We start from the raw sequence: 25,641 nt of genomic DNA on the forward strand, positions 1-25,641 counted from the left end.
GACTGCCCCTTAGCTTTCGTGCAGCCAGCTACGCAGGATCGACACCGACTCATCAGGGTGACGCTCCACGAACTCAGACACCTTTTTCACCGAAGACGCCTTAACCTGGCCTTCGATCTTGGCCATATCGATGCTGGAGGTTTCAGCTCCCGGCAGGGCCAGACCACCAGCCTGCGCCGCTAAAGCCGCTTGTTGAGCCTCCGGCAACATGGCCGCCTGCTCTGGTGTCAGGGCGACGGTGAAGTTATTGGGCAGTCCTGCCGCGCCGCCGGGGCCTGCGGTGCCATTGATGAACTTCATCAGGGGACGGGCCACAAAGAAGATGATCAGAACCGCCACGACGACGAGGATCAGCATTTCAATGGCGCGCATGATGTCGTTTTTGTCGAAATCAAACATGCCGCCCGCAGCGCCCGTACCTTCGGCAATCTCACCCGGATCGCGGCTGAAACGGACATTGGCGACCGAGATCACATCGCCGCGTTCGGCATTAATGCCCACGGCGGCGCGCACCAGTTCTTCGATTTTTGCCATGTCCTCAGCCGAGCGCGGCGCATAGGCCGGTGCGCCCTGACCACCTGCGGGCGGGGTCAGCACGCCGTCCACAACCACGGCCACGGCCAGCTTTTTCACCTGACCCGGTGCCGTCACTTCGGTCGTGGTGGTGTTGGAAATCTCAAAGTTGGTGGTTTCTTCGGTCGCCCCGGAACTGTTGGTCGCGGTCGCAGCCCCATTCGCTTCCTGACCGCCCGGAATATTGGCCGCCGCCGTGGTGACGCCATTCGGGTCAGGCTGAGAGGACGAATCATTGGTTTCAGAGGTCTTGGTCGAGCGCACCACCTGACCATCAGGATCATACTGTTCCTGCTTACGGGTCGTGGTGGTGGTATCAAGCTCGGCGGTCACCGTCACACGGGCGGCGCCCACACCGACCACGCCTTCGACAATATCCTTGATGCGCTTACGTAAGGTCTCCTCGACCTCGTTCTTGCGCTCGGCACCCGCCGCGCCCAGTGCCGGATCATCCTCACCACCGGCCGCCAGCAGGCGGTTTTTGTCATCGACCAGCGTGATGTTTGACGGCTTAAGGTTCGGCACGGCTGACGCCACAAGGTTGCGGATCGAGCGCACTTCATCGCCGGTCAGTTGACGGCCCGACAGCCCGACCACCACGGAGGCGGTGGGTTGGGCGGCGTCTTCTTCAAATAATTGACGCTTGGGCATGACCAGATGCACCCGCGCCGAGGTCACGCCTTTTAACGAACGGATGGTGCGGGCCAGTTCCCCTTCCAGCGCGCGCTTGTCGTTCAGGTTCTGCACAAATTCGGTCTGGCCCAGCGCCGGGGCATTATCGAAAATCTCATAACCGACCGAGGCCGCCGTCGGCATACCTTTTTCAGCCAGCATCAGGCGGGCGGTGGCGACCTGATCGCGCTCAACCATAATGGTCGATCCATCGCCCTTGGCGGAATATTTAATACCGGCCTGATCCAGCGCCGCCGTGATTTCCGAGGCTTCTTTGAGGTCAAGGTTGGAAAACAGCAAAGATTGCGGCTGGGCGGCAAAATGCAGCATGACGGCTGCCAGCACCGCAGCAATGCCAATCGACACTCCGACAATCGCGGCCAGGCGGCCTATGCCAAAGCGCTGAAGGAAACCTCCGCCCTGCTGGGTAATATTGAGTGTCTGACCCTGTGCCGCCACGCTGTAACTGCCCCATTAAATTCTGGTCGCGCATTCGCATGCGCTTGCGGCGAAGCAGCCTTATGCTGATCACCGCTAGGCAGTAATTTCCCAGTGAAGAGTAAACGACCCATTAATAAATGGCGTTAAGACGTTAAAAAGGCCGAAAATTCAGCACTTTTATCCACATATCCTTAAAACGCATTAAGGATCACGGGTCGCGGTCAACCCTACTCTATCCTAAAAACGCGAAAATTCCCACAGGGCTTAGCCCGCGGGAATTTTCACAATATCGAACCATCGAAAATGTATTTGCCACGCAGCGGCAAAACTTTTCGATGAACACTACCTGTATTGCTGGATGCGCGTGGTGCGCAAGCCCGCCATACCGTGCGATTCAATCGACTTCTGCCAGGACAGAAATTCTTCCGAGGTAATGCGATAACGCTCGCACGCCTCATCGAAGGTCAACAGCCCGCCGCGGACTGCCGCCACGACCTCTGCCTTGCGCCGTATTACCCAGCGTTCCGTCCCCGGAGGGGGCAGATCGTTGAGCGTAAGCTTTGCTCCAGTTGGACCAATCACGTATTTTTCGCCTTTGTTATCGCGGCGTTGTTCTTGCAGCATGACTTTTTCACGCCTTTCTTACCATCACCATTGAGAGCCAATATACCCCAAGGGCTTAAACATCAGCTTAATCGCCATAGTAAATATATTACTAACGCAACTATTTCTGAAATTAACCAGTCGTTTACCGAAACTGGGATGGTTACCGCAAGCTTAACGCGCTATACTTACTTACCTCTTGATGCTAATCAACTCAGCCAGCATGTCGTCTGCTGTCGTGATGATCTTTGATGCGGCGGAGTAAGCCCGCTGCGTTGTAATCAAACCTGTGAATTCCGTAGACAAGTCCACCGCCGACGCTTCGAGGGTCGAAGGGCTCAACAACCCCGACCCGCCAACGCCCGGCGACTTGAGGTTAAACGTGCCGGAATCGCGCGACATGATGTAGGAGTTGCCGTTGACCGGGATCAGGCCGTCCGGGTTGACGAAGGTGGCCAAAGCGACCTGAGCAATATTACGAGTCACGCCGTTGTCGTAGATGGCGGTGACAATGCCGTCCTTTGAGACCTGCACGGTGGCGAGGTTACCAAAGGCCGTACCGTTGGTGACGACCGACTGCACGATCGATGTGGAGTTAAGCTGGGTCAAACCGGCGGTGGCGTCTTCGAGATCAAGCGAAATGGTCTGGTCACCGACCCCCAGAATATCCATCCAGCGCGGCGTACCGGCGGTACCCGAAGCGCCGACCGTCAGGGTCGAGTTATAAGGCGTACCAAACAGGGTTGAGTTGGCGGTATCCAGACGACCGTCCTGGGTAAAGGTCAAGGTTCCGCTGGCCAGTTGTCCGGCGGGCGTACCCGTCGTTATGTCCGGGGACACCATTTCGGCATACCAGGTGTTGGCGGTTTCCGACTTCAGCAGGCGCATAGTGATATTGCGCTGACCGCCCTTGGAATCCGACACCGGGATGGAGATTTCAAAGTCGGGCTCGACGCCTGTGCCCGCGTCAATATCATATACGGCCATCGAATTGGTGGCTGAGGCCGGATCATAGGCCGTCGCCGCCGGTGCCGCCGTAAAGTTGCCCGCCGCATCGACCGTACCTACGCGGGCCGACAAGGCCTGACCGTCCGACAGGTTGGCATTGACGACCACGCGGGTCGTGGCTTCGGCCGCACCACCGACGCTGGAGACGTTGATCGAGCCCAGCTTTGACATATCCGATGGGTCAGTGACCACATTGCCAAGCGCATCAACCGGCCAGCCCTGGAGATAATAGCCCGACGCGTTTTGTAGATAGCCATATTTGTCGACCGCGAACGAACCGGCGCGGGTAAACAGACGGGTATCGGAATTGGTCAGATTTTCCGACTTTTCCGTCACGACGAAAAAGCCCTGACCGTCGATGCCGAGATCCATGTCCGAATTGGTCCGCTGCAACAGCGCCGGGCTGGAAATCTGCTGGCGCGTATCGGCGATGACGCCGCCCGCGCTATAGCCGCCGGAGCTTGATGAATCGGTGACGATCGCGGAGAAATTGGTCGCCACGCGCTTATAGGCCGTGGTGTTGACGTTGGCGATGTTGTTGGAAATCGCCGCCAGAGCCGTTGAATTGGCCGCCAGCCCCGAAACCCCGGCCAGCATGGCGCTGTTGATACTCATGAGTTTTCTCCGTTACTTATATTGTGAGCGCATTCCGAAAAGTGTGACGCGGTTTTCGGATTCAAATGCGCGTTGAGGGTCTGAACATTGGTCATCAGGCGGCTGCCGCCTGCTTGACCGACAGAATTTTGTAGAAAGGTACGCGGTTGTTGCCGATGGTCAGGATGATCTCGCCGTTTTCGTATTCGGCGGATTTGACCGTGCCCTTGACCATGACGGTGGAATTGATTTCGGTACCCGCCGTGTTTTTAGCGGTGACGCTTAAGGTATAGTCGCCCGCGGGCATGGCCTTGCCATTGGAGCCCTTGCCGTCCCATTCAAAGCTGTGACTGCCTTGAGTCTCATTCTCAATGCTCTTGGTGTAGACGATATCGCCATTAGAGTTTTTGACGGTCAGGAGCGTATTGGCGACGTTGCCGTCAAGCTTATAGTCCCATGACGTACCCGAACCGCTGGCCGACACCGTGGCGGTGTCATGCTCAGCGCTGACGTCCTTGCCGATATAGTTGACGGCCGTGGTCATGCTGTCGCCGCCCTGATTGGCGATGGTGGCCAGATATTCGTTGGACTTAAGCTGCTGTTCGACGCTGGTGTACTGGACAAGCTGGTTGGTCCACTCGGTCGTATCCATAGGCGACAGCGGGTCCTGATTTTTGATCTGGGCCGTCAGCAGCGACAGGAAGGTTTCGTATGTTGACGCGAGACCGGTCGATCCCGCCGCCGCCGTTGTATTGGTCGGCGTGCTCTGGGTCGAAAGATAATCGGTAATGCTGGTTGCCATAGCCTGTTTCCTAAACCCTTACATTGAGCGCGATACGCCCGCTCATACTGTCAAAGCCATCCACGCCCGGCAGCCAGTTATTCCCTGACAGATCATCTGCCGTATCTTCGGTGCGTGAAAACTGCGTGCTGGCGGCGGTCGCCGTCACGGCGGGCTGATCAGCTTCATCGCGGCCTGAATCACGCCCCGACTGCTGCGGGTTCTGATCGCGTGAAGAAAAACTCAAAGAGCCGTCTTCGAGATTAAAACCCGACTGTTCCAGTTGCCGCCGCAGTTCGTCCTGACGGCCACGGAACTCGCTCTCGGCCGCCGGACTGTCGAAACTTAGGTGCGCCGAAAGCTTGCCGTCGGCATTGATTTCCATACGGACATCGACGCGGCCCATGTCGCTTGGGCGCAGTTCCATGTCAAAACGCATCGACTTGCCGTCCATACGTTTGTGAATGTTCGCCGCCAGAGCCGCGATATTGTCCGCCGTCTGGTTAGACATGACATAGGCCTGAGCCGTGGCGGCGCTTGATGCACTCGACGCCGCCGTGGCGCCGTTAAGGCGCGCCGACAAATTATTAACCAGGGCCTGAGCTTCGCTTTGTGACGTCGGCACCTGAGCCGTTTGCGCGGCAGCGACCGCCGGTTGGGCCGCATCAGCAGCCGCTTCGGCGGTGGCCATTACATCCTTGACCGCGCTTAAGGCCGGATCAGCCGATATATCAGCAGCCTTGGCGGTCAGGGTGTCAGCCTCCGCAGAGGTTCCGGCAAAGGCCTTATCCATCAGGCTTTTGCCGTTCAGCGGGGCCGGCTCGGATTTGGGCGGAGCCGCTTTGCCCTGACCATTCGCCGGGTTGGCCGTCGCTTGCAGCAGAGCCTGAAGCTCCGGTGGCAGTGTTTTCAGCAAGGCGTCCAGATCAGCATCGCTCGGCGGCGTTTGTGCAGCATCGGCAGCAACCTCATCGGATTGGGCCAATTGCGCCGCCATCAGCACCGCCGCCAGATCAAGAGCGGGCGCATCCGCTGCGGGTTTTGCAGAATCTGTTGCTGTCGCCTCAGACGCGCCGGTCGCCTGCGCCGCCTTAAGCGCATCCATCAGCGCCTGAACGATGAGGGACGGCGCAGGCGCCTCCGTCGCCCCTTCCGGGGTCGCGTCTTCGGTGGGCACAGTCAGCCCGGATTCTGAAGCCACCGTGACATCAACTGTTTGCGAGGATGTTTGGGCCAGAGTTGTGACCAGAGTTGTGGCCAGAACTGGAGTCGATGTTGGGGTTTTTGCATTTTCAGCATAAACCGCCTGAGCCAGCATATCGATCAGGGCGGGCAGTGCCGGAACGGTCGTCTCTGCGCCATCCACAGGCGCAATCGGGGCTATAGCCGCCACTGGGGGTGTCGTTTCGTTTGGGATCTTTGCGGGCGTCTCAACCGTTTGCGATTGCAGAACCTGATCAAAGCGCGACTTGATCCCGGCCTGTTCGGCGTCTGACAGGCCCTGTCCGCCCGCGGACGGTGCCGCGTCGGCGGAGGTCACAGCCCCCGGCAAGATCAGATTGTGCGTGTCAAACGACATGAACGGCTCTTTAAAAGCGGAAATATTCAGGCAAAACCCATCACCCACATTCAGCCGGGACGGACTATTTTTCTCAGAGCGCATTTTGCGCATGATTAGGTCACTGCCGTAGCAATCGTCAGGCCAGACTTAAAATCATTGTTTTTATTGATTTTTTACATGAAAGACACGGAGTGCGCCCTGATCAGTTTCTTCCCTGTGCGGCCAAATCTGCCGCCTTGACCGGCATCATTCCTGCCTAGCGCCCTCCGGTGGAACCCCGCTAAACCTCACCTGCAAAGCGCCCCGCATCATAGCTTTATAAGTGTGGCACCTAACTTGCGAAGGTTAAGGCCATAGTTAGCTCACGCACGAGACGGTTTTTGGTATCCATATGAAAAACAACAGGTTTTCATTTAAGCCCTCAGCACAGGTTAGGCAGAAATTGCCTGATGGTGAGCAGGCTTTGCCTAAAGACGCGCCATCGGTGTGGGCGCTCAATGGTTACGGAGGCTAGATCATGTCGCTTTCGACCATCCTGAATATCGGTGTTTCGGGCCTGATGACGGCCCAGAACCAGTTGAGCATTGTCTCGGACAATATCTCCAACCTCAACACGCCGGGCTATATCCGTAAGAAACTTGAGCAAAATGCTGCCACGGTTAATGGCGTGGGCGCCGGGGTAACCACCGGTCAGGTTAATCTGTCGACCAGCACCTATCTTCAGAGCGCCTCGCTTAAGGCCAATTCCGCCTCGTCTCAGGCCCAGGCCTATTACGAATTGCTGGACCAGATTCAGGGCCAGTTCGGCGACATCAGCGAAGCCGGCAATGTCTTTAATCTGGGCGATGAAATCTTCACCACCTTCGCCAAAGCCGCCGAAAGCCCGCAATCGACCGCCAGCCGTCAGGAAATCGTCACTAATCTGGAAAATTTCCTCGATGAGACGACGCGCATCGCCGATCAGATTCAGACGATCCGTAAGGATGCGGATTCGCGCATTTCTTCGGGCGTCAAATCGGTCAATGACCTTCTGAAAAACATCAGCCAGTTGAACGGCGTCATCTCTCAGGCCTATGTCACCGGCGGCGACGCCTCCGGCGCTCAGACGACCCAGTCGCAGTATATGGATGAACTGTCCAAGCTGATCGACGTCGGTGTTTCCTCCAACGGCACCGGCGGCGTGACCTTACGCACCCAGTCAGGCTTTAATCTAGTCACCAAGGACTCTTACGCGACCTTAAGCTACCAGTCCGCCGGCAATGTCGATGCCGACACGACCTTCAATTCGATCTATGTCACTGGCCCTGACGGCGAAAAGCGTGACTTTGGCGACCATCTGGGCAGCGGCGAACTCATGGGCCTGACCCAGTTGCGGGATGACACGTCGGTCAAGATTTCCGAGCAATTGTCCGAATATGTCTCGGCCTTTGCCGATCAGTTGAACGCCGCCCACAATGCCGCCAGCGCCGTACCGGCCCCGACCGCGCTTAATGGCAAGGCAACCGACCTGACCCTGGCCGAAGCCGCCACCGGCTTTACCGGCACCACCAATCTGGTGGTCACCAATTCATCAGGGGTTATCCAGCGCCGGGTCGAACTGAACATGACCGCAGGCACCTGGACCGCCTATAATGCGGCCGGTGCTGCCGTTGGCACCGGCGGCTATGCTGCGGCAACCTTTGATACCGACATCACCACCGCCATGGGCGGCTACGGCACGGTCAGCTTCGCCAATGGTCAGCTTAGCGTTGCCGCCGCTCAGACCGCACCGGGTTCAGCCGGAAACGGCATTTCGGTGGTTGAGCCCGACACCGGCGCCTCAACCAAAAATGGCCGGTCATTTTCGCACTATTTCGGCCTGAACGACCTGATCACCTCATCGGGTCATACTCAATACGATACGGGTCTGACCTCGACCTCCAACCATGGCTTCACCGCCGGTGACACCATCCGTTTTGATCTGCGCGAAGCCAATGGCTCAATCCTGGCCAAGGTCGATTTCCAGATACCGGCCGGCACGCAGATGAGCGATCTGCTGACGGAGCTCAATTCAACCACCACCGGCGTCGGCTCCTATGGTCAGTTTGCGCTGTCCTCCGAAGGTGAGTTGCAGTTCACCGGCTACGGCACCCCGTCTAACAAGCTGAGTGTCTTGTCCGATCAGACCTCGCGTCTTAATGCCGGTGGTGCGAGCTTCACGGAATTTTTTGGCGTCGGCGGCACACCGGCCACCCGCATAGGCAACTTTTCCGTCAGCGACCGCATCTCTAACAACCTTTACAATCTGTCGATGGCCCAGGTCGACCTGTCCGCCCCGGCGGGTGAATCGGCCTTGGTCAGCGGCGATGGCTCCGGCGCGCTGTTGATGTCAAAAATCGGCGACGCCAGCTATAATTTCAATAAGGCCGGTTATTCCGGCGTCGGTCTGTCATCGCTGTCGCGCTATGCCTCAGACCTGGCCGGTCAGATCGGCACCCTGGCGTCCTCCGCTGAAAAGCGCCGCGATTCCGCCGAGGCCTTATCAAATGAGGCCACCGCCCGCCGGTCTTCGGTCGAAGGGGTCAATCTGGATGAAGAACTGGTCAACCTGACCACCTTCCAGCAGGCCTACAACGCTTCGTCCCGCGTCATTCAAACCGCCAAAGATATGTACGATATCCTGCTAGGATTGGTGTAAGTCATGAGAATCTCGACCTCGCAAAGCTGGAACAATGCCTTATCAAACCTGATGCAGGCGCAATCGCGCCAAAATCAGGCCAATGAGCAGGTTCAAACCCAAAAGGTCGCCACCGATCTGCGTGGCTATGGCCGCTCTTCGGAAATCGTGGCCTCTTATCAGTCTTCGGTCACGCGCATTGAAGGCTATCTCAGCGTCAACCAGACGGTCGCTGACCGCCTCGATACCCAGAATCTGGCGCTGGAGCGCGTTGGCGAAGGGGCCGAAGGGGCACGTCAGACCATCCTTGATGCCCTGGCCAATGGCAGCGCCAACACCATGATGCAGGCGCTCAATTCCGATTTCGCCGCCGTGGTTGATGGCCTGAACTTCAAGCATCAGGGCCAGTACCTGTTTGCGGGCGGCAAGGATGACACCGCCCCCGTCAATGTCTCAACCATGGCTCAGGCGGCGGCGCTGACCAATGTCGCTGATGCTTTCGATAACGGCACCATCAAGAAAAGCTCCCAGATTGATGCCACCACCAAGCTGCAGACCGGCATGCTGGCTGATGATCTCGGCAGCGAAGTCATGCAGATCTATAAGGATCTTTATGACTATCACGCGTCTGCCAACGGCCCGCTGGACGGTGAGCTTAATGATGCTCAGCAGACCTTTTTGACCGGCATCGCGTCGCGCTTTGCGACCGCCTATAATAATGTGCTGGAGTCGACCTCGCTCAACGGCACCTATCAGAACCGGGTCGAAAACGCGGCCACCTCTTTGACAGCCCAATCGACTTCATTGCAGGGCCTGTTGTCCGATCGCACCGGCGTCGATCTTGCCGAAGCCTACACAAAGCTTGAGATGGCGACCGTGTCGGTCAATGCCTCCGCTCAGGTTGTCGCTAACCTTAAGCAAACGACCCTGCTGGATTTGCTGCGGTGAGTGGGGCGTTTACCCAGCCAATTTAGTGAGAGTGTCACACGGCTCCGCCCCAACCGTTAGCCAGATAATATTCTACTTCCGAGTCATCGATTTCTATCAATAGCCGTCCCAGCATTTCGTAATTTCTAGCCAGCGCTAAAACGGAAAAAATCGCCCGTAACTCCCACGAGGTTGCACTCTTTGGAATATCTTCCAAGCAATCGGCTTCTATGGTCGACCAAACCTGTTGATAAGCCTCTTTAAACTCATCAGGAACGGGCGGATTTTGGGGCTTTAAACGACATGCCTCAATTGCAGCCATAAGCGCATAAAAATTCCAGTCGAACCGGAGGCTGGTACGTCGCAGGTAGACAAGGCATATCGCCGCCAGATAAGATGCTGATCCAACATCACCTTGGTGGTGCAGTTCCTGCCACAGCTCTTTCCAGGATTTTTCATCCTTGGGATTAGAAGCTAATTTCTTCAGCGCTTTAAGAGGTGAGTATGGCTGCTTGTAGCCACCCTCGACGCTGCGCCATATGGGATCATCATCCTTAAACGGCAGTTGTGATGCCTTAGTAAGCGGCCACATGATTACGCCCTCACCGCCTCCACCATCAGGTCCATGCCCTCAGCGATATCCTCGGCCATAGCTTTGCGCGCGGTATCGGCATCGCGGGCGGCAAAGGCCCCGATCAGTTCCTGATGGTGATCGCGGGGCAATTGGACGGTGCCCAGCTTATTAAACACCACCCGCATGAACGGCCCGGTTTGCAGCCACAGGGTACGCGCCATATCGTAAAACAAATCGGCATGAGCCGCTTTATAAATATGAAAATGAAAGGCGTGGTTGGCCTTCATATAGCCTTCGACATCGCCTTTGGAGAGCGCGACCATCAGGGTGTCGTCTTCTTCTTTTAGGGTATCGACCAGTTCCGGCGTCGCCTTGATCGCCGCGATCGCCGCCAGTTCCGGCTCGACCCAGGAGCGCGCCTTGGCCAGTTGATGCAGGCGGTCTTCGGACAATGATGGCACCCGCAGGCGCTTATTTGACGGCTGTAACTCCAGCGCCTTTTCCGCGATCAGGCGGCGCACCGCCTCACGCACCGGCATGGGCGACACATTCAATCCGCTGGCCAGCGTCCGCAGCGACACCGACTGTCCCGGCGCAAACACGCCCTCGGTCAGGGCTTCGGCCAGGGCGTCATAGACCTGATCGTGGAAGGAGGCGTCATCGGCCTTCAGCAAATATGAACTCAACGCTTCCACAGCCAAAACGCATCTCCTGAAACGGAATATTCTTGCAGGGCCAGATGATGTGTGATCACAATTGCCGGTCGCCTGACTCATAGTGTCACATGTTTTACCACCCCGTCATCAGGGATTTTTCGTATAATGGATAATCTCAGCCCCAACCTGCCGTCGCCCGAAGCGCTCGACAGCTTTTGGATGCCCTTTACCCCCAACCGGCAGTTCAAGGCCCAGCCGCGGCTGTTGGTATCGGCCAAAGACATGCACTACCAAAGCCATGACGGGCGCCAGATTCTGGATATGACGGCGGGCATCTGGTGTTCCAACGCCGGCCATAACCGCCCGAAAATCGTTGAGGCGATTCAGAAGCAGGCGGCGGAGATGGACTTCGCCCCGACCTTCAACATGGCCCACCCCAAGGTCTTTGAGTTTACCCATAAGCTGTCCAAGCTTTTGCCGTATGACCTCAAGCGGGTGTTCCTGACCAATTCGGGCTCAGAATCCGCTGATACGGCGCTCAAGATCGCGCTGGCCTATCAGCGGGTGCGCGGCATGGCGAGCAAGGTACGCCTGATCGGGCGGGAACGGGCCTATCACGGCGTCGGCTTTGGCGGCATCAGCGTCGGCGGCATCCCCAAAAACAGATTATTTGGCCCGCTGCTGAACGGGGTTGACCACCTGCCCCACACTTATCAGCCCGAATATGGCCGCTTTATCAAGGGCGAGCCGGAACATGGGCTGGACTCTGCCGAAGCGTTGGAGCGGATCATTACCCTGCATGACGCCTCAACCATCGCCGCCGTCATCGTGGAACCCGTCGCCGGATCGACCGGGGTACTGGTGCCGCCCAAAGGCTATTTGAAGCGCCTGCGCGAGATTTGCGACAAGCACGATATTCTGCTGATTTTCGATGAGGTCATCACCGGCTTTGGGCGGCTGGGCGCGGCCTTTGGGGCCGACTATTTCGGGGTGCGGCCCGACATCATGTGCATGGCCAAGGGCATCACCAATGCCGCCGTGCCGATGGGGGCGGTGGCGGTATCCAACCGCATCTACGACACCTTTATGCAAACCTCAGAGACGCCGATCGAGCTGTTCCACGGCTATACCTATACCGGCCACCCTCTGGCCTGTGCGGCGGGGATTGCCACGTTAGAGACCTATGCCGAAGAAGGCCTGTTTGCGCGCGCTGCCGATATGGCCCCCTACTGGCAGGACGCGATCCATTCCTTAAAAGACGCCCGCCATGTCATCGATATCCGCAACCTTGGCCTGATCGGCGGTATAGAGCTTGAACCGCGCGCCGGGGCGGCGACCGCGCGGGCGATGGAGGTGTTCAATAAGGCGTTTGATGCGGGGCTGCTGATCCGCGTTACGGGTGACATCATCGCCATGTCCCCCCCCCTGATCCTTGAAAAATCCCATATCGATCAGGCGGTGGAGATTCTCCGCAAGGTTTTGTCGGAGACGGAATAGACAAGATACCCCTCCGCCTCACTATCGCTCGGCACCTCCCCACCTTGCGGTAGGGAGGAGATAGAGTCCTCATTCTCCTCCCCATTCCATGGGGAGGTGGCCGCGTAGCGGACGGAGGGGTACTTACGGCCCAAAGTACACTGAGCGGAGCGAGGGACTTTGGGGCGAGGGCTTATAGACTGTCAGACTTATACAACGCCGGAAACAACTTAACCCACGCGCCGGTGACAATCAGCGATCCAATGCCGCCAAACAACGCAGCCCCGACCGGCCCCAGGAACCGTGCGGCCACACCGGATTCAAACTCGCCCAGTTCGTTTGATGCCCCGATAAACAGGTAGGACACCGACGCCACCCGCCCGCGCATGTAATCGGGCGTTACGATCTGAACCAGCGTTCCGCGCACATAGACGCTGACCATATCCGCCGCTCCCAGCACCACCAAAGCGGCGACCGATACCCAAAAGCTCTGGGATATGCCGAAAATGATGGTGCAAATTCCGAATATCGCCACCCCGCCATACATCCACTTACCGGCATGACGGCGGATCGGCGATCGTGCCAGCCAGGCCGCCGTGGCCATGGCGCCTACCGCTGCGGACGACCGCAATATGCCGTACCCTTCCGGCCCGACGTGCAAAACGTCCTTGGCGAAAATCGGTAGCAAGGCCGTCGCTCCGCCCAGCAAGACCGCAAACAGATCCAGTGATAACGCGCCCAGCACGACCTTGTTGGTCCAGATATAGCTGAGGCCTTCCTTGACCATCTCCATTTTGGAACCACCGGCATAGTCGGGCTGGGTATTGGCCTTGATGTTGAGGATGATAATGCCCGCCAGGATAAACAGCACCGCACTGACGCCGTAGGCAAAGCCGGTCGAGGCCGCCACCAGCACACCCCCAAGGGCTGGCCCAAGCACCCCACCGACCTGAAACGACAGGGAGTTAATGGCAATCGCCTTGGGCAGCATATCGCGCGGCACAATCATCGGGCCAATACTGGAACCGGCGGGCGCGATAAAGGAGCGCGTCACACCCAGACACGCCGACAGCACAAACAGCGCCCAGAACGGCGAATCCGGTGTCACCGCCAACGCAAAAAACCCAAGTGCAATCACGGCTTGGGCTGCTATCGTAAAACCCATCACCTTCTTGCGGTCGTATTTGTCGACGACCACCCCGGCGGGCAGGGTGGTGATAAACATGGCGACGAACTGACACAGGCCCATCAGCCCGACATAGAGCGCCGATTGCCCCACCCCGGTGGTCTCGCGCGCCGTTTCATAGATATGCCAGGCAATCGCCGCCGACTGGGCCGAATAGCTCAGGACTGAAATGAAGCGTGCCAGCAGAAAACTGCGAAAGGCCGGAATTTGCAGCGGGCCTTTGTAGAGCGATGGCGATGGATCAATGGGCGGCGTTGCTGGCGGGGAATTTGACACAAAAAAAGTCCCGAAATGGCGGGAACCCGATCACATTGCGACTTCCCTAATATAGCCGGAGGTCTTACACCAAGCCTCATGTCAAATACACCAAAATGTCTCACCGATCCTGTTCAGTTAACGCAAGAGTTAATCCGCCGCCCGTCCGTCACCCCCGCTGACGAAGGGGCGATGGATGTGGTGCAGGGCTGGCTTGAGGATCTGGGGTTTAGCTGCACACGCCTGAAATATGGTGAGATCGAAAACCTCTATGCACGGCGGGGCACGGCCTCACCCAATCTGTGTTTTGCCGGTCATACCGATGTGGTCCCCGATGGCGCGCGCGATGACTGGCGCTGCGATCCCTTTGCCGGTGAGATCACGGACGGCGTTCTGACCGGACGGGGTGCTGTCGATATGAAGGGCGGGATTGCCGCCTGGATCGCGGCGGTAGGGCGTCTTGAAAACGCCCCCGGTTCGTTGTCATTTCTGATCACCGGCGACGAAGAAGGGGTGGCCACGAACGGCACGGTCAAGGTCGTCGAATGGCTGAAAGCGCGCGGCGAAGTCATCGACCACTGCATTGTCGGGGAACCGACCTCATCGGCGACGCTTGGCGATATGATCAAGGTCGGTCGGCGCGGCTCGATCAATGCCACCATCACCGTGACGGGCAAGCAGGGCCATGTCGCCTATCCGCAGCGCGCCCTCAATCCGGTGCCGGTGCTGGTCGACATCATGCAGGCGCTGAACGCGCGGGTGCTGGACGAAGGCTATGAGCGGTTTTTGCCGTCAAACCTTGAAATCACCACCTTTGATGTCGGCAATGCCACGACCAACCTTATCCCGCAAAAGGCGACCGGACGGATCAATATCCGCTTTAATCCGACCCATTCGGGCCAGTCTCTGGCCGACTGGATGCGCGGCGTGTGCGATGAGTTTGCGCACAAAGCGGGGGCTCAGGTCGAGTTTAAACCGACCATTTCTGGTGAGGCTTTCCTGACCGAAGGCGGGCCATTTGTGGATGTGATTTTGAGCGCGGTCCGCGAGGTTTTAGGGACTGAGGCTGATCCGTCCACCACCGGCGGCACGTCGGATGCCCGCTTTATCCGCGCCCTGTGTCCGGTGGTCGAGTTCGGTCTGGTCGGCCAGACCATGCATCAGGTCAATGAATCCACACCCGTCGCCGATCTTGAAAACCTGACCCGCGCCTATCAGCGTTTGATCGAGCTGTATTTCGAGAAATTCGCCGCCTAAGAACTGCCCCTCTTAGAGGGGGACGGGGCCGCCCGTGCGGCTTTCATTTGATGGCCGCATCAAATGAAAGAGGGGTAATTACTCACGCCCTATATCGAACACCTGCTCTCAAAATCAGGCTCCGCCTCATAAGTGACATGGGTCAGAAACAGGCCTTCCGGCGGAGCAACCTGCCCGCAAGCGGTGCGGTCTTTGGCTTCCAGAGCCGCCTTCACATCGTCAATATCCCAGCGCCCGATGCCGACCTCCGCCAGTGTCCCGACCATCGATCTGACCTGACGGTGCAGGAATGAGCGGGACGCAAACACCAGATGCACTTCATCCCCAACCCGCGCGACGCGGGCAATATCCAGCGTCTTAATCGGCGATTTGGCCTGACATTCCACATGGCGGAAAGTGGTAAAATCATGCAGCCCAATCAGGGCTTTCGCCGCCGCGTGCATCGCCTGCGCATCCAGCGGTTTCTTAACATGCCACACCCGCCCCAGATCAAGTGCGGGCGGCGCACGGCGATTAAGGATGCGGTACAGATACATCCGCCCGGTCGCCGAAAACCGCGCCGAGAAATCATCTGGCACCTGAGCGGCCTCCAGCACCGACACTGGCTCCCCCATCAGGTGGGCATTGAGCGCGTTGGCGACGACCTCACCGCGATAGGTTTTTTGCAGGTCAAACGTCACCACCTGCCCGGTGGCATGAACACCGGTATCGGTCCGCCCCGCTGCCGTTAGCCGCAATCGCTCACCGGAAAATTTGAAAATTGCGTCTTCGATTACCCCCTGCACTGTCGGCAAGTTTTCCTGCGCCTGAAAGCCTTTATAGGGCCGCCCATCATACTCAATAAGGCAGGAATAACGCGGCATTAGTTAAGGCGATCCCCGACGTTCAGTCCCGCCCCATTCAGAAACGTCGCCGCATCCTGCCCGCCCTTGCCTTCGCGTTGGACGCGCAGCAATTCAATCACGCCGTCGCCGGTGGCGATATTGAGGCCATTACCGATAAGGGTTCCGGCGGGCTGATCTGTGGTCATGTCAGATAGCCGCGACATTAAAACCTTTAACCGTTGCGGCCCCTTGGGCGTTTCCAGTTCGCACCATGCGCCAGGGAACGGCGACAAACCACGAATGTGGAAATCAAGCTCACGCGCGGAACGGTTCCAGTCGATGCGCGCCTCAGCGGGGGTGATCTTGGCGGCATAGGTGACGTCGCCGGATTGCTCGGTGCCGGCGGCCCCGCCGCGCTCAATCGCCGCCAGCGCTACCGGCAATAGCGCCGCACCGGTGTGCGCCAGCTTATCATGCAGGGTCTGGGCCGTATCATCGGGAGTGATTTCGACCCGGCCGGACAGGATGATCGGGCCTTCGTCCAGCCCCTCACTCATGCGCATGACCTGCACGCCGGTATAGGCATCACCAGCCATGATCGCCCGCTGGATGGGCGCGGCCCCGCGCCAACGCGGCAACAACGAGGCGTGCAGATTAAAACAGCCCAGACGCGGGTGATCCAGCACGGCTTTTTTTAAGATCTGACCATAGGCGACGACGATACAGGCATCGATATCCAGCGCCTGAAACTCAGCAATGGCCTCGGCTGATTTCATGGATATCGGCGTGCGCACCTCAATGCCCAGACTTTCGGCAAAGGCATGAACAGGAGACGGTGACAATTGCTGGCCACGGCCCTTTGGCTTGGGCGGTTGGGAATAGACGCAGATCACCTCATGACCTGACGCCACCAGTTCGGCCAGGGCCTTCACCGCAAACTCAGGCGTTCCCATGAAAGCTAATTTCATCATCCATCCTCAATACAAAAAGCGCACCGTTAAGATGCGCTTCTTTGGAATATATTGTGCCGCGGATCAAGGCTTATGCGGCGCGCTTAAGCTTCTTGACCTTGGTGATGGCCCGGTCGCGCTTAAGCTTCGACAGATGGTCGATAAACAGCACGCCGTTCAGGTGGTCCATCTCATGCTGGATGCAGGTGGCATAAAGGCCATCGGCATCTTCGATAATCTCTTCGCCCTGATAGTTCAGGTATTTGATCTTGACGCGGGCGGGACGCTCGACCTCATCATAGACTTCCGGCACCGACAGGCAGCCCTCATCATAGGGTGCCGTTTCTTCTGACGCCCAGACAATTTCCGGGTTCACAAAAAAGCGCGGATGCTTTTCTTCATTTTCCTGAAGGTCCATGACGATGACGCGGATCGGCTCACCGATCTGGATCGCCGCCAGGCCAATGCCGGGGGCGTCGTACATGGTTTCCAGCATATCATCCATCAGGGTGCGCAATTCATCCGTCACGCCGCCTTCGACCGGCTTGGATGTCTGCTTCAGCAGAGGATTGGGAACGGTTATGATTTCACGTATGGCCATGACATAAAAATAATGATCGCGCTGCGCAACGTCAAGCGGCGATCATTCCACCGATGACGATTCCAGTTTATTCAATAGCTTAGTCTGGACCTCAAGCTGATTTAACTCTGGCAAGGTCTTGCCTTCGTGGTCAACGCTTAAGTCTTCAAACCGGCGCGCCTGGGTCAGCACCTTGGTCTCCAGCGAGCCCACGAACTGATTATATTTGCCAACAGCGGTATTCAGTGACTTGCCCAGATCAGCGACATGCCCGCCCATGACCGACAGGCGCGCATAAAGCTCACGGCCTAGTTCAGCCACTGACTGCGCATTTTTCATTTGATCCTCAACCCGCCAGCCATAGGCCACCGCCTTACAGAGCGCAAACAGGGTCGTGGGCGTGACGATAATCACTTTGCGGTCCATCGCCTCATTCATCAGGTTCGGCAGCCGCTCCAGCGCCGAGGCCAGAAACCCATCACCGGGGATGAACATGGCGACAAAATCCGGTGAGGCATCCTTAAACTGGTCCCAATAGGCCTTTTGCGACAGGTCACGCACATGGGTTTGCAGGGCGCGGGCATGGCGCATCAGGTGCATCTCACGCGCCTCATCATCGACCGCCTCCATCGCCTCAAGGAACGCGGTCAGATTGACCTTGGCATCGATGACAAACACCCCTCCGGGCAGTTTCACGGTCACATCGGGCCGCCTGCGCCCTTCTTCGGTGTCGAGATTATGCTGCTCGGTAAAATCAAAACGCGTTAGACCCGCCGCCTGCAACACATTGCGCAGGGTCTCCTCCCCCCAACGGCCCTGAACGCCCGCCCCGCGCCGCAAGGCATTGGCCAGTTTCGCCGTCACATCGCGCGTGGCGGTCGAGGCCGTCATCAGGTGTTCGATCTGCTGCTTGAGACCGCCCGTGTCTTTATGGCGGTTTTCTTCCATCGCCCTCACCTGCGCCTCAAAGCGCGTGAGGGTTTCCGATACCGGTTTCAGGCTGGAATCCATGCGCTCCAGCGCCAATTTTTCGCGCGCCACAAACGATTCTTCGGCGCGTTTCAGCAGCCCGTCCGCCGTCTGCTCCATCGCCTGAAACGACGCCGCTTTGAAGTGCTCGCTCATGGCCGCCTTGGCGTCCTCAAGGTTACGCGCCCGCTCCTTGACCTGCGCCAGTTCACCAATAGCCGACAGCAAACTGTCGTTCAGGTCTTCGTTTTTGACGCGCAAACGCCGGTTGTCAGCCACGCTGACATACCATCCGCCGGCAAAGGCCAGCGTGACCACGATAAGAATAACGGGCACAATAATTTCGTTCATGTTACGTTCTTATTTGATTTTTCCTGATATTGCAAGCATGGTTAAACGGATTCTGAGTATGGAGCGAATGACAGATGCACACGGCTGAGTTTTTAAAGAAGGTCTTTAGCGGACGCACGCCGTGGACCTATTTCTATGTTTTCTTGATCCCGTTCGTGAACTGGTCGTTTGCCCATGTGCCGTCTATCCCCATGCCCGACGGCGGGGCCTGGCCGCCGCTGGCGATCGTCACCGGCTTTATTCTGGTGGCACGCGATTTTGCCCAGCGTGAAGTCGGCCACCATATTTTCGTCGCCGTCTTTATCGGCATGGCGGTATCGTTTCTGATGGCCCCGCCCGCCATTGCCATTGCCTCCGCCGCCGCGTTTTTAGTGTCGGAAGTGGTTGACTGGGCGATCTATACGTTCAGCAAACGGCCTTTGTCCGAGCGGGTTTTGATATCATCGGTAGTCGCCGCCCCGCTCGATACCACCCTGTTCTGGGGATTGGCGTCCTTGAGCGCTGAGGCTTCTGGCACGTTTACGCCGTTGACGCTGGTCACTGCCGCCGCATCAAAGCTGGTTGGGGCCTATGTGGTCTATCTGCTGCTGAAACAACGTGAGAAAAAAGCCGCGGTCACTCAGGAAAAATTGCCGGATTTGTTTTAGTATGAACCGCAGTCACAATATCTTTGACCCGGAGAAGGAAGCACGCTGGTGGTGGCCCAAAATAATATTCTACACACGCATGTATGTCGTTTTATCTGCCCTTCTAATCAGTGCCTTCGCATATTTTATATATGATTTAAGAGGTCGTGTTGCCTTCTATTATGTGTTCATAGACGCCTTATTCTCATTAATTTACCTGCCTCACATATGGCCTGCCGGTTTGCGAACTATCATTACATATTTAACCCTTAGTAGCCTATGGGTTGCGGCACTCTGGCAAGTCGCTCCCTATGCCTGCGCATGGATTGAGCGCTTAAATTAAGCCTTCAAGGTCTCTTCCAGCCATTCCATGTCTTCATCCGACAGCCCGAAATGATGACCGGCTTCGTGGATAAGGACGTGGCTGACAAGATGATTGAGGTCCACGCCGGTCTCGATCCATTCCTCTAAGATCGGACGGCGGAACAGGTGGATCATGGCGGGCAGATCGCCGGTCATCGCCTCAGTCTCCGCCGGACGGCCGCTGTAAAGGCCGGTCAATTCAAACGGATCGTCAATGCCCAGATCGGCCAGCAGATCTTCGGCCGCAAAATCTTCAACAATCAGGATAACGTCTTTGAGGTAGCCCGCAAACGGTTCGGGCAGCTTGTGCAAAGCTGCCCGCGCCATAAGTTCGATATCATCAAGAGAAGGCGCGGAACCAAACTTCATCACACACTCCGTCTGAAAATTTCGAACCTTGAGTCAAGTAGCAGGCGTCTAGCGCCGCAGGTACACCAAGTACCTGCAAGCGACGACAACGACGTAATCGACCAAAGACCGCGATTTTCCCCTAGGAGATATCTTCGGGGAGCCCCACCGCATGAAAACCCGCATCGACGTGGATGACTTCGCCGGTCGTGGAGAAACCAAGGTCAGACGCCAGCCACAGCGCCGCCCCGGCGACCCCTTCCATTGATGTCTCTTCTTTCATCAGGGAGAACTGGCCCGACTTGGCGTGCAGGCCACGGCCACCGGAAATACCGGCCAATGACAGCGTGCGCATGGCCCCGGCTGAAATGGCATTGGCGCGGATGCCCTTGGGTCCCAGATCACGGGCGATGTAGCGGGTCGAGGCTTCAAGAGCTGCCTTGGCCACGCCCATGGTGTTGTAGTTCGGAATGACGCGCTCTGAGCCCAGATAGGTCAGGGTCACCAGCGAGCCACCGTTTGGCATGAGCTCTGCGGCGCGGCGCGACACATCCACAAACGAAAAAGCCGAGACATTCAGCGCCAGCAGGAAGCCTTCGCGGGTGGTGTTTTCAACGAAGGAACCTTGCAGTTCGTTCTTGTTGGCAAAGGCGACCGAATGGATAACGAAATCTATCTCGCCGTAGATTTCTTTAAGCTTGGCAAAGGTGGCGTCCATTGAGGCGTCGTTGGTGACGTCACATTCGATCAGGTGCTTGACGCCGATCGAGGCGGCCAGCGGTTCAACACGGCGCAGCAGGCTGTCGCCCATGTAGGAGAACGCCATGTCGGCACCTTGCGCTGCCAATTGTGAGGCAATGCCCCAGGCGATGGACTTGTCATTGGCTACGCCCATGACCAGGCCTTTTTTGCCCTTCATCAGGTCGCCCTTGGGGAATTTCCATTCGTCAGACATGATTGGCTCCTTGCTATGACTCTTTGGCCGTTAAGAGCAAATAACCACTGCAAAAGCAAGACCTCGCTGTCAAACAGCCATAGCAAGTCTCGCTTTTCGCTCCGGCCACACCGCTAATAACAGCACAAAACACATACCGTACACCCTCATAAGTTCCATCGCCTCAAAGCTTCCCGGAGGCATATCCCATGTTTGCGGCGCGATATCGCTAAACAGCCACCAGCTACAATACCGAATCAGAACACCAAACCCCATCGGCAAAACCAACCAAGGGCTCCAGCCAAGAGCGCGCGATCGTAAAGCGGCAACCGCCATCAGGGGAAATACCAGAGCGTAATAGAGAATGTTCACGCCCGTGAAAACCCAGCCGTCATTGGTCGAATTGATCACTAGACCTATGAGCGCATTTCTGATCTCGATACCTACTATAGTATAGAGAATTACTGCCAAAGGCAGCGCCAGCAGGACATATCGCAAGCGCGATAAATAGCCTGGTTTTGATTTCATTGTACCCTCCCCTGTCTCAGGAGAGGGTACAATCGGAATGACCGTTTGGCAAAGCCTCTACAAATCCGCCTGCGACAGGATCAGCGACCCGTTGGTGCCGCCAAAGCCAAACGAGTTCGACATGATCGACTCCAGCGCGCCGTCGCGACGTTCGCGCAGGATCGGTAGACCTTCAAACGCCGGATCGATCTCGTCAATGTGGGCCGACTTGGTAGCGAACGATGAGCGCATCATCAGCAGGCAATAGATGGCTTCCTGCGCGCCCGCCGCCCCCAGACTATGGCCCGTCAGAGACTTGGTTGACGAAATCAGTGGCATGGCCTCACCGAACACGTTTTTGATCGCGCCGATTTCGCGCTCATCGCCAATGGGGGTCGAGGTGCCATGCGGGTTGAGGTAATCGATCTTACGACCGCCCGCCATCTCCAGCGCCATCTTCATGCAGCGCTCAGCGCCTTCGCCAGACGGGGCCACCATATCATAGCCGTCGGAATTGGCGGCGTAGCCGACGATTTCCGCCCAGATATCGGCGCCGCGCGCCTTGGCGTGCTCATATTCCTCAAGCACCAGCATCCCGGCACCACCTGCGATGACAAAGCCGTCACGGTTCTTATCATAGGCGCGAGACGCGACCGAAGGGGTGTCGTTATAGCCGCTCGACATCGCGCCCATGGCGTCAAACAGGTTGGACAGGGTCCAGTCCAGTTCTTCGGTGCCGCCGGCAAACATCACGTCCTGCTTGCCCCAGGCGATCTGCTCGGCCGCAGCACCTATGCAATGCACGGAGGTAGCGCAGGCTGATGAGATCGAATAGTTGACGCCGCGGATTTTGAACCAGGTCGCCAGCACGCCCGACGGGCCGGAGCACATGGCCTTGGGTACCGCGAACGGCCCGATGCGCTTAGGCGAGCCCTTTTCGCGCGTGATATCCGCGGCCTCAACGATCGCGCTGGTGGACGGGCCACCCGCACCGAAAATAATGCCGGTGCGGTCATTGGAAATGTCTTTTTCCTCTAACCCGGCCATGGCAATGGCCTGATCCATCGCAAAATGGCCATAGGCCAGACCCGGCGACAGAAAGCGGGCAGCGCGACGGTCGATCAGTTGCGTCCAGTCACCGATTTTCGGCGCCGCATGAACCTGACACTTAAAGCCGCGATCCTTATATTCGGGGGCGGCTATGATACCGGAGCGGGCTTCACGCAAAGATGCGGTGACCTCATCAGCACCCGTACCAATGGAGGACACAATCCCAAGACCCGTTACGACGACTCTACGCATATTCAATTATCCTCGCTGATCCTAAATCAATGCTCAGTTTGAGGGTTAATAAGCAAATTATACCAGATCTTTGGCGTCAAACAGACCGACCCGCAGGCCAGAGGCGCTATAGATCAGTTTGTCGTCGGCATAGACCGAGCCGTCGCCAATACCCATGATCAGCTTACCGGCCATGACGCGCTTCATATCAATCTTGTAGGTCACTTTTTTGATGGCTGGCGTCACCTGTCCGGTAAATTTCACATCACCAACCCCCAGGGCGCGGCCACGGCCCGGATGGCCCGACCAGCCGAGGAAGAAACCAACCAGTTGCCACATGGCATCAAGGCCCAGACAGCCCGGCATGACCGGATCGCCGATAAAGTGACAAGCAAAGAACCATTGTTCCGGCGTGATATCCAGTTCCGCTTCGATATAGCCCTTGTTGAACGCCCCGCCGTCCTTGGTGATCAGGGTGATGCGATCCATCATCAGCATCGGCGGCGCTGGAAGCTGCGCATTGCCTGCGCCGTACATTTCGCCGCGCCCACAGGCCAGCAAAGCTTCATAATCAAACGACGAAGGACGATCGGACATACGGCAATAAGACTCCGGGGGCGGCACAGCACCTGCATCACAGGTTGAGGGCGAACCGCTCAGGTTTGTAAGAACACGAAATGATGCGTTACACGACCGCGCGCGTCGTCTCAACCCTTTTTAGTAAGTGGCAACTTACAATTCCCGCTCAAGCCGCCACCAGCGGCGCGGCCAAGAGGGCGGATGCCCCCGCCCGGCGAGGGACTAAAGTAAAGCTGGATCACTATGGTTTTGTTTAAAATCATAGTGATCTAGCGTGCCGCGAACGGATCGGGCCGCTTACAGACCGGCTGGGTTTGCGTGCCCCACAGACTATCCTGTGGCACCCAACCGCGCTCAGAGCCCACCGAAATCCGGCACCAGCCGTCCTTGCACTTATCCAGCGACGCCAGAGCGCGTGGCCGGATAATCGCCTTGGTACGGGACTCTGGCTTCGGTGAGGCCTTGAGTTCGAGCTTATGGCCCTCCGGCGTTAGGGCATTGGTCTTACCCGACAACAGATTGGCCGCCACCCAGCCGGTATTGCCGTCCGGATCGCAGATCAGCCGCCATTCGCGAGTCTCAGATATAATCTGCACCGGCAGGCCTTTGACGCGGTAAGCCCACAGGATTTTATGATCTTTGGACGGCCCGGCGCGGGTATAGATTTTATTGGATCGCATAATGCCCCAGCGCGGCACCGGATTGCCCGACGGCGTATCTGTCGTGACAGCGCTATCATCAGCCAGAGCCAGACCGCCGGATACGCTCGCCAGCATAAAAATCGCCGCCACAGCCAACATCCGGTTGATTTTCTTGCGAAATAGCAGGTTTTGCACGCTTAAGTCTCGACGGGCGGGGTAAGATTGATTAAGGACTGTAGCAGAAGTTTACGCAACGATGGGTCATTAGGACTTCGGTCAGATTTAACGGCCGCAGGTTCAGATTTGGTTAACATAATCATAATAACCCGCCCCCGGATGACTTCGGCCATTGCTTGCGACTACCACCGGAGCCACAAGACCTCATCATGAGCGCCAAAAAGCTTAAAGTCTTCGTCACCGTCAAACTGCCCGACAGTGTAGAAACGCGTCTGCGCGAACTGTTTGACACGACCCTGTGCCCGGACAAGCGCCCCATGCCGCGCGAAAAGCTGCTGGAGGCGGCACAATCCGCCGAAGTGATCATCTCCTCGATCAATGATCAGATCGATGCCGATTTTTTTGCCGCCGCCGGTGAACCGCTCAAGATGGTCGCTAATTTCGGCGTCGGCTATGACCATATCGATATCCAGAACGCCGCCGACAAAGGCGTGATCATCACCAATACACCGGGCGTCCTGACCGAAGACACGGCTGAGATGACGATGGGGCTTATTCTGGCCGTGTCGCGCCGCTTTGTTGAAGGCGCCGAAACCGTCCAGCGTGGCGAATTTTCCGAATGGTCACCAACATTTATGATGGGACGTCGTATTTACGGCAAGCGGCTGGGGATTATCGGCATGGGCCGCATTGGTCAGGCCCTGGCTAAGCGCGCTAAAGCCTTTGGCATGAGCGTCCACTACCATAACCGCAAACCGGTCAGTGCCCGTGTGGCCGAAGAGATCGGCGCGACTTACTGGGACAATCTCGACGACATGTTGCCGCGGGTTGATGTGGTCTCAATAAACTGTCCGCGCACGCCGGAGACCTTTCATCTTTTGAACGCAGAGCGGCTGGCCCTGCTTCAGCCCCATGCCATTCTGGTCAACACAGCGCGCGGTGAAATCATCGATGAGGCGGCGCTGGCCCATCTGCTGCGCGAACATAAGATCGCGGGTGTGGGTCTTGATGTCTATGAGCGTCTGCCGGGCATCAATCCGGAACTGTTCGGCCTGCCCAATGCGGTTCTGCTGCCGCACATGGCCTCATCGACCATCGAAGCCCGTCAGGACATGGGCGACCGGGTGATTTTGAATATCAAGACCCTTCAGGACGGTCACCGCCCGCCCGACCGCGTTATTCCGGCGATGCTGTGACACTCACGAAAAAGTCCCTCGCTTGCGCTCAGTGTACTTTTTCGTGGAAGAACCTCCCCTCTTGGAGGGGAGGAGGGAGGCCTGATTTATCAGGC

The 25,641-nt window shown here is 57.5% G+C and carries 24 protein-coding genes; 6 read left to right on the plus strand and 18 right to left on the minus strand.

The window, feature by feature from the left end:
• Window positions 1–9: 9 nt before the first annotated feature.
• The 5 genes from fliF to IE102_RS00155 all read right to left on the minus strand — a co-directional run bounded on the left by fliF (window position 10) and on the right by IE102_RS00155 (window position 6,251).
• Entirely contained in the window at window positions 10–1,704 is a 1,695-nt protein-coding gene (gene fliF / locus IE102_RS00135; protein ID WP_229807494.1) for a flagellar basal-body MS-ring/collar protein FliF, read from the minus strand.
• 324 nt (window positions 1,705–2,028) lie between these two features.
• Entirely contained in the window at window positions 2,029–2,310 is a 282-nt protein-coding gene (gene sciP / locus IE102_RS00140) for a CtrA inhibitor SciP (protein ID WP_189484364.1), read from the minus strand.
• Between the two features lie 171 nt (window positions 2,311–2,481).
• Window positions 2,482–3,912: a flagellar hook protein FlgE gene (locus IE102_RS00145; protein WP_189484365.1), complete on the minus strand. Its 1,431-nt coding sequence runs from the start codon at window positions 3,910–3,912 to the stop codon at window positions 2,482–2,484.
• Window positions 3,913–4,006: 94 nt separating this feature from the next.
• Window positions 4,007–4,693: a flagellar hook assembly protein FlgD gene (locus IE102_RS00150; RefSeq protein ID WP_229807495.1), complete on the minus strand. Its 687-nt coding sequence runs from the start codon at window positions 4,691–4,693 to the stop codon at window positions 4,007–4,009.
• A 10-nt stretch (window positions 4,694–4,703) separates the two neighbouring features.
• On the minus strand, window positions 4,704–6,251 hold the full coding sequence (locus IE102_RS00155) for a flagellar hook-length control protein FliK (RefSeq protein ID WP_189484366.1): 1,548 nt from the start codon (window positions 6,249–6,251) through the stop codon (window positions 4,704–4,706).
• A gap of 499 nt (window positions 6,252–6,750) precedes the next feature.
• Between IE102_RS00155 and flgK the strand changes: the two genes are divergently transcribed.
• Window positions 6,751–8,910 carry a flagellar hook-associated protein FlgK gene (gene flgK / locus IE102_RS00160; protein ID WP_189484367.1) on the plus strand — a complete coding sequence of 720 codons (2,160 nt, stop codon included), beginning with the start codon at window positions 6,751–6,753 and terminating at the stop codon, window positions 8,908–8,910.
• A gap of 3 nt (window positions 8,911–8,913) precedes the next feature.
• Window positions 8,914–9,837, plus strand: a complete 924-nt coding sequence (locus IE102_RS00165; protein ID WP_189484368.1) for a flagellin — start codon at window positions 8,914–8,916, stop codon at window positions 9,835–9,837.
• A 34-nt stretch (window positions 9,838–9,871) separates the two neighbouring features.
• On the opposite strand, the gene IE102_RS00170 is transcribed toward IE102_RS00165, so the two are convergent.
• Both IE102_RS00170 and IE102_RS00175 read right to left on the minus strand, forming a co-directional pair.
• On the minus strand, window positions 9,872–10,408 hold the full coding sequence (locus IE102_RS00170) for a hypothetical protein (protein ID WP_189484369.1): 537 nt from the start codon (window positions 10,406–10,408) through the stop codon (window positions 9,872–9,874).
• 2 nt (window positions 10,409–10,410) lie between these two features.
• Complete coding sequence (locus tag IE102_RS00175) at window positions 10,411–11,091, minus strand: GntR family transcriptional regulator (RefSeq protein ID WP_229807496.1); 681 nt, start codon at window positions 11,089–11,091, stop codon at window positions 10,411–10,413.
• A gap of 120 nt (window positions 11,092–11,211) precedes the next feature.
• On the opposite strand from IE102_RS00175, the gene aptA reads away from it, so the two are divergent.
• Entirely contained in the window at window positions 11,212–12,543 is a 1,332-nt protein-coding gene (gene aptA / locus IE102_RS00180; RefSeq protein ID WP_189484371.1) for an omega-aminotransferase AptA, read from the plus strand.
• A gap of 172 nt (window positions 12,544–12,715) precedes the next feature.
• On the opposite strand, the gene IE102_RS00185 is transcribed toward aptA, so the two are convergent.
• A complete protein-coding gene (locus IE102_RS00185; protein ID WP_189484372.1) occupies window positions 12,716–13,984 on the minus strand; it encodes an MFS transporter in 1,269 nt (422 codons plus the stop codon).
• Window positions 13,985–14,062: 78 nt separating this feature from the next.
• Here IE102_RS00185 and dapE point away from each other — a divergent pair, with 78 nt between their 5' ends.
• Window positions 14,063–15,220, plus strand: a complete 1,158-nt coding sequence (dapE, locus tag IE102_RS00190) for a succinyl-diaminopimelate desuccinylase (protein ID WP_189484373.1) — start codon at window positions 14,063–14,065, stop codon at window positions 15,218–15,220.
• Between the two features lie 89 nt (window positions 15,221–15,309).
• On the opposite strand, the gene truA is transcribed toward dapE, so the two are convergent.
• From truA to IE102_RS00210, 4 genes are all read right to left on the minus strand, one after another.
• The gene (truA, locus tag IE102_RS00195) at window positions 15,310–16,083 is read right to left on the minus strand and encodes a tRNA pseudouridine(38-40) synthase TruA (protein ID WP_189484374.1); all 774 of its coding nucleotides are present in this window, start codon (window positions 16,081–16,083) and stop codon (window positions 15,310–15,312) included.
• Entirely contained in the window at window positions 16,083–17,012 is a 930-nt protein-coding gene (gene fmt, locus IE102_RS00200) for a methionyl-tRNA formyltransferase (protein WP_189485941.1), read from the minus strand. Before fmt ends, truA begins: the two co-directional genes overlap by 1 nt.
• 73 nt (window positions 17,013–17,085) lie before the next feature.
• Window positions 17,086–17,595, minus strand: coding sequence for a peptide deformylase (gene def / locus IE102_RS00205; RefSeq protein ID WP_189484375.1), 510 nt, complete (start codon window positions 17,593–17,595; stop codon window positions 17,086–17,088).
• A 42-nt stretch (window positions 17,596–17,637) separates the two neighbouring features.
• Complete coding sequence (locus tag IE102_RS00210; protein WP_189484376.1) at window positions 17,638–18,894, minus strand: DNA recombination protein RmuC; 1,257 nt, start codon at window positions 18,892–18,894, stop codon at window positions 17,638–17,640.
• Between the two features lie 74 nt (window positions 18,895–18,968).
• Between IE102_RS00210 and IE102_RS00215 the strand changes: the two genes are divergently transcribed.
• Complete coding sequence (locus IE102_RS00215) at window positions 18,969–19,541, plus strand: VUT family protein (protein ID WP_189484377.1); 573 nt, start codon at window positions 18,969–18,971, stop codon at window positions 19,539–19,541.
• Window positions 19,542–19,859: 318 nt separating this feature from the next.
• On the opposite strand, the gene IE102_RS00220 is transcribed toward IE102_RS00215, so the two are convergent.
• The 6 genes from IE102_RS00220 to IE102_RS00245 all read right to left on the minus strand — a co-directional run bounded on the left by IE102_RS00220 (window position 19,860) and on the right by IE102_RS00245 (window position 24,368).
• Window positions 19,860–20,252, minus strand: a complete 393-nt coding sequence (locus IE102_RS00220) for a metallopeptidase family protein (RefSeq protein WP_229807497.1) — start codon at window positions 20,250–20,252, stop codon at window positions 19,860–19,862.
• A gap of 121 nt (window positions 20,253–20,373) precedes the next feature.
• Window positions 20,374–21,186, minus strand: coding sequence for an enoyl-ACP reductase FabI (locus IE102_RS00225; protein ID WP_189484378.1), 813 nt, complete (start codon window positions 21,184–21,186; stop codon window positions 20,374–20,376).
• Between the two features lie 69 nt (window positions 21,187–21,255).
• Window positions 21,256–21,693, minus strand: coding sequence for a hypothetical protein (locus IE102_RS00230; RefSeq protein WP_189484379.1), 438 nt, complete (start codon window positions 21,691–21,693; stop codon window positions 21,256–21,258).
• 57 nt (window positions 21,694–21,750) lie between these two features.
• On the minus strand, window positions 21,751–22,974 hold the full coding sequence (gene fabB, locus IE102_RS00235) for a beta-ketoacyl-ACP synthase I (RefSeq protein WP_189484380.1): 1,224 nt from the start codon (window positions 22,972–22,974) through the stop codon (window positions 21,751–21,753).
• Window positions 22,975–23,031: 57 nt separating this feature from the next.
• A complete protein-coding gene (gene fabA, locus IE102_RS00240) occupies window positions 23,032–23,550 on the minus strand; it encodes a 3-hydroxyacyl-[acyl-carrier-protein] dehydratase FabA (RefSeq protein WP_189484381.1) in 519 nt (172 codons plus the stop codon).
• 251 nt (window positions 23,551–23,801) lie between these two features.
• A complete protein-coding gene (locus IE102_RS00245; RefSeq protein WP_189484382.1) occupies window positions 23,802–24,368 on the minus strand; it encodes an SH3 domain-containing protein in 567 nt (188 codons plus the stop codon).
• A gap of 191 nt (window positions 24,369–24,559) precedes the next feature.
• Here IE102_RS00245 and IE102_RS00250 point away from each other — a divergent pair, with 191 nt between their 5' ends.
• Window positions 24,560–25,546, plus strand: coding sequence for a 2-hydroxyacid dehydrogenase (locus tag IE102_RS00250; RefSeq protein ID WP_189484383.1), 987 nt, complete (start codon window positions 24,560–24,562; stop codon window positions 25,544–25,546).
• The last annotated feature ends 95 nt before the right edge of the window (window positions 25,547–25,641 follow it).

The organism is Asticcacaulis endophyticus, from assembly GCF_014652575.1.
In the GTDB taxonomy this organism is placed as follows: Bacteria; Pseudomonadota; Alphaproteobacteria; order Caulobacterales; family Caulobacteraceae; genus Asticcacaulis; species Asticcacaulis endophyticus.

Excerpts from the sequence above, each read along its gene's own strand:
- sciP (WP_189484364.1), bottom strand. The coding sequence starts at position 2,310 with ATGCTGCAAGAACAACGCCGCGATAACAAAGGCGAAAAATACGTGATT.
- IE102_RS00145 (WP_189484365.1), bottom strand. The coding sequence starts at position 3,912 with ATGAGTATCAACAGCGCCATGCTGGCCGGGGTTTCGGGGCTGGCGGCC.
- IE102_RS00150 (WP_229807495.1), bottom strand. The coding sequence starts at position 4,693 with ATGGCAACCAGCATTACCGATTATCTTTCGACCCAGAGCACGCCGACC.
- IE102_RS00155 (WP_189484366.1), bottom strand. The coding sequence starts at position 6,251 with ATGTCGTTTGACACGCACAATCTGATCTTGCCGGGGGCTGTGACCTCC.
- flgK (WP_189484367.1), top strand. The coding sequence starts at position 6,751 with ATGTCGCTTTCGACCATCCTGAATATCGGTGTTTCGGGCCTGATGACG.
- IE102_RS00165 (WP_189484368.1), top strand. The coding sequence starts at position 8,914 with ATGAGAATCTCGACCTCGCAAAGCTGGAACAATGCCTTATCAAACCTG.
- IE102_RS00170 (WP_189484369.1), bottom strand. The coding sequence starts at position 10,408 with ATGTGGCCGCTTACTAAGGCATCACAACTGCCGTTTAAGGATGATGAT.
- aptA (WP_189484371.1), top strand. The coding sequence starts at position 11,212 with ATGGATAATCTCAGCCCCAACCTGCCGTCGCCCGAAGCGCTCGACAGC.
- dapE (WP_189484373.1), top strand. The coding sequence starts at position 14,063 with ATGTCAAATACACCAAAATGTCTCACCGATCCTGTTCAGTTAACGCAA.
- truA (WP_189484374.1), bottom strand. The coding sequence starts at position 16,083 with ATGCCGCGTTATTCCTGCCTTATTGAGTATGATGGGCGGCCCTATAAA.
- fmt (WP_189485941.1), bottom strand. The coding sequence starts at position 17,012 with ATGAAATTAGCTTTCATGGGAACGCCTGAGTTTGCGGTGAAGGCCCTG.
- def (WP_189484375.1), bottom strand. The coding sequence starts at position 17,595 with ATGGCCATACGTGAAATCATAACCGTTCCCAATCCTCTGCTGAAGCAG.
- IE102_RS00210 (WP_189484376.1), bottom strand. The coding sequence starts at position 18,894 with ATGAACGAAATTATTGTGCCCGTTATTCTTATCGTGGTCACGCTGGCC.
- IE102_RS00215 (WP_189484377.1), top strand. The coding sequence starts at position 18,969 with ATGCACACGGCTGAGTTTTTAAAGAAGGTCTTTAGCGGACGCACGCCG.
- IE102_RS00220 (WP_229807497.1), bottom strand. The coding sequence starts at position 20,252 with ATGAAGTTTGGTTCCGCGCCTTCTCTTGATGATATCGAACTTATGGCG.
- IE102_RS00225 (WP_189484378.1), bottom strand. The coding sequence starts at position 21,186 with ATGTCTGACGAATGGAAATTCCCCAAGGGCGACCTGATGAAGGGCAAA.
- IE102_RS00230 (WP_189484379.1), bottom strand. The coding sequence starts at position 21,693 with ATGAAATCAAAACCAGGCTATTTATCGCGCTTGCGATATGTCCTGCTG.
- fabB (WP_189484380.1), bottom strand. The coding sequence starts at position 22,974 with ATGCGTAGAGTCGTCGTAACGGGTCTTGGGATTGTGTCCTCCATTGGT.
- fabA (WP_189484381.1), bottom strand. The coding sequence starts at position 23,550 with ATGTCCGATCGTCCTTCGTCGTTTGATTATGAAGCTTTGCTGGCCTGT.
- IE102_RS00250 (WP_189484383.1), top strand. The coding sequence starts at position 24,560 with ATGAGCGCCAAAAAGCTTAAAGTCTTCGTCACCGTCAAACTGCCCGAC.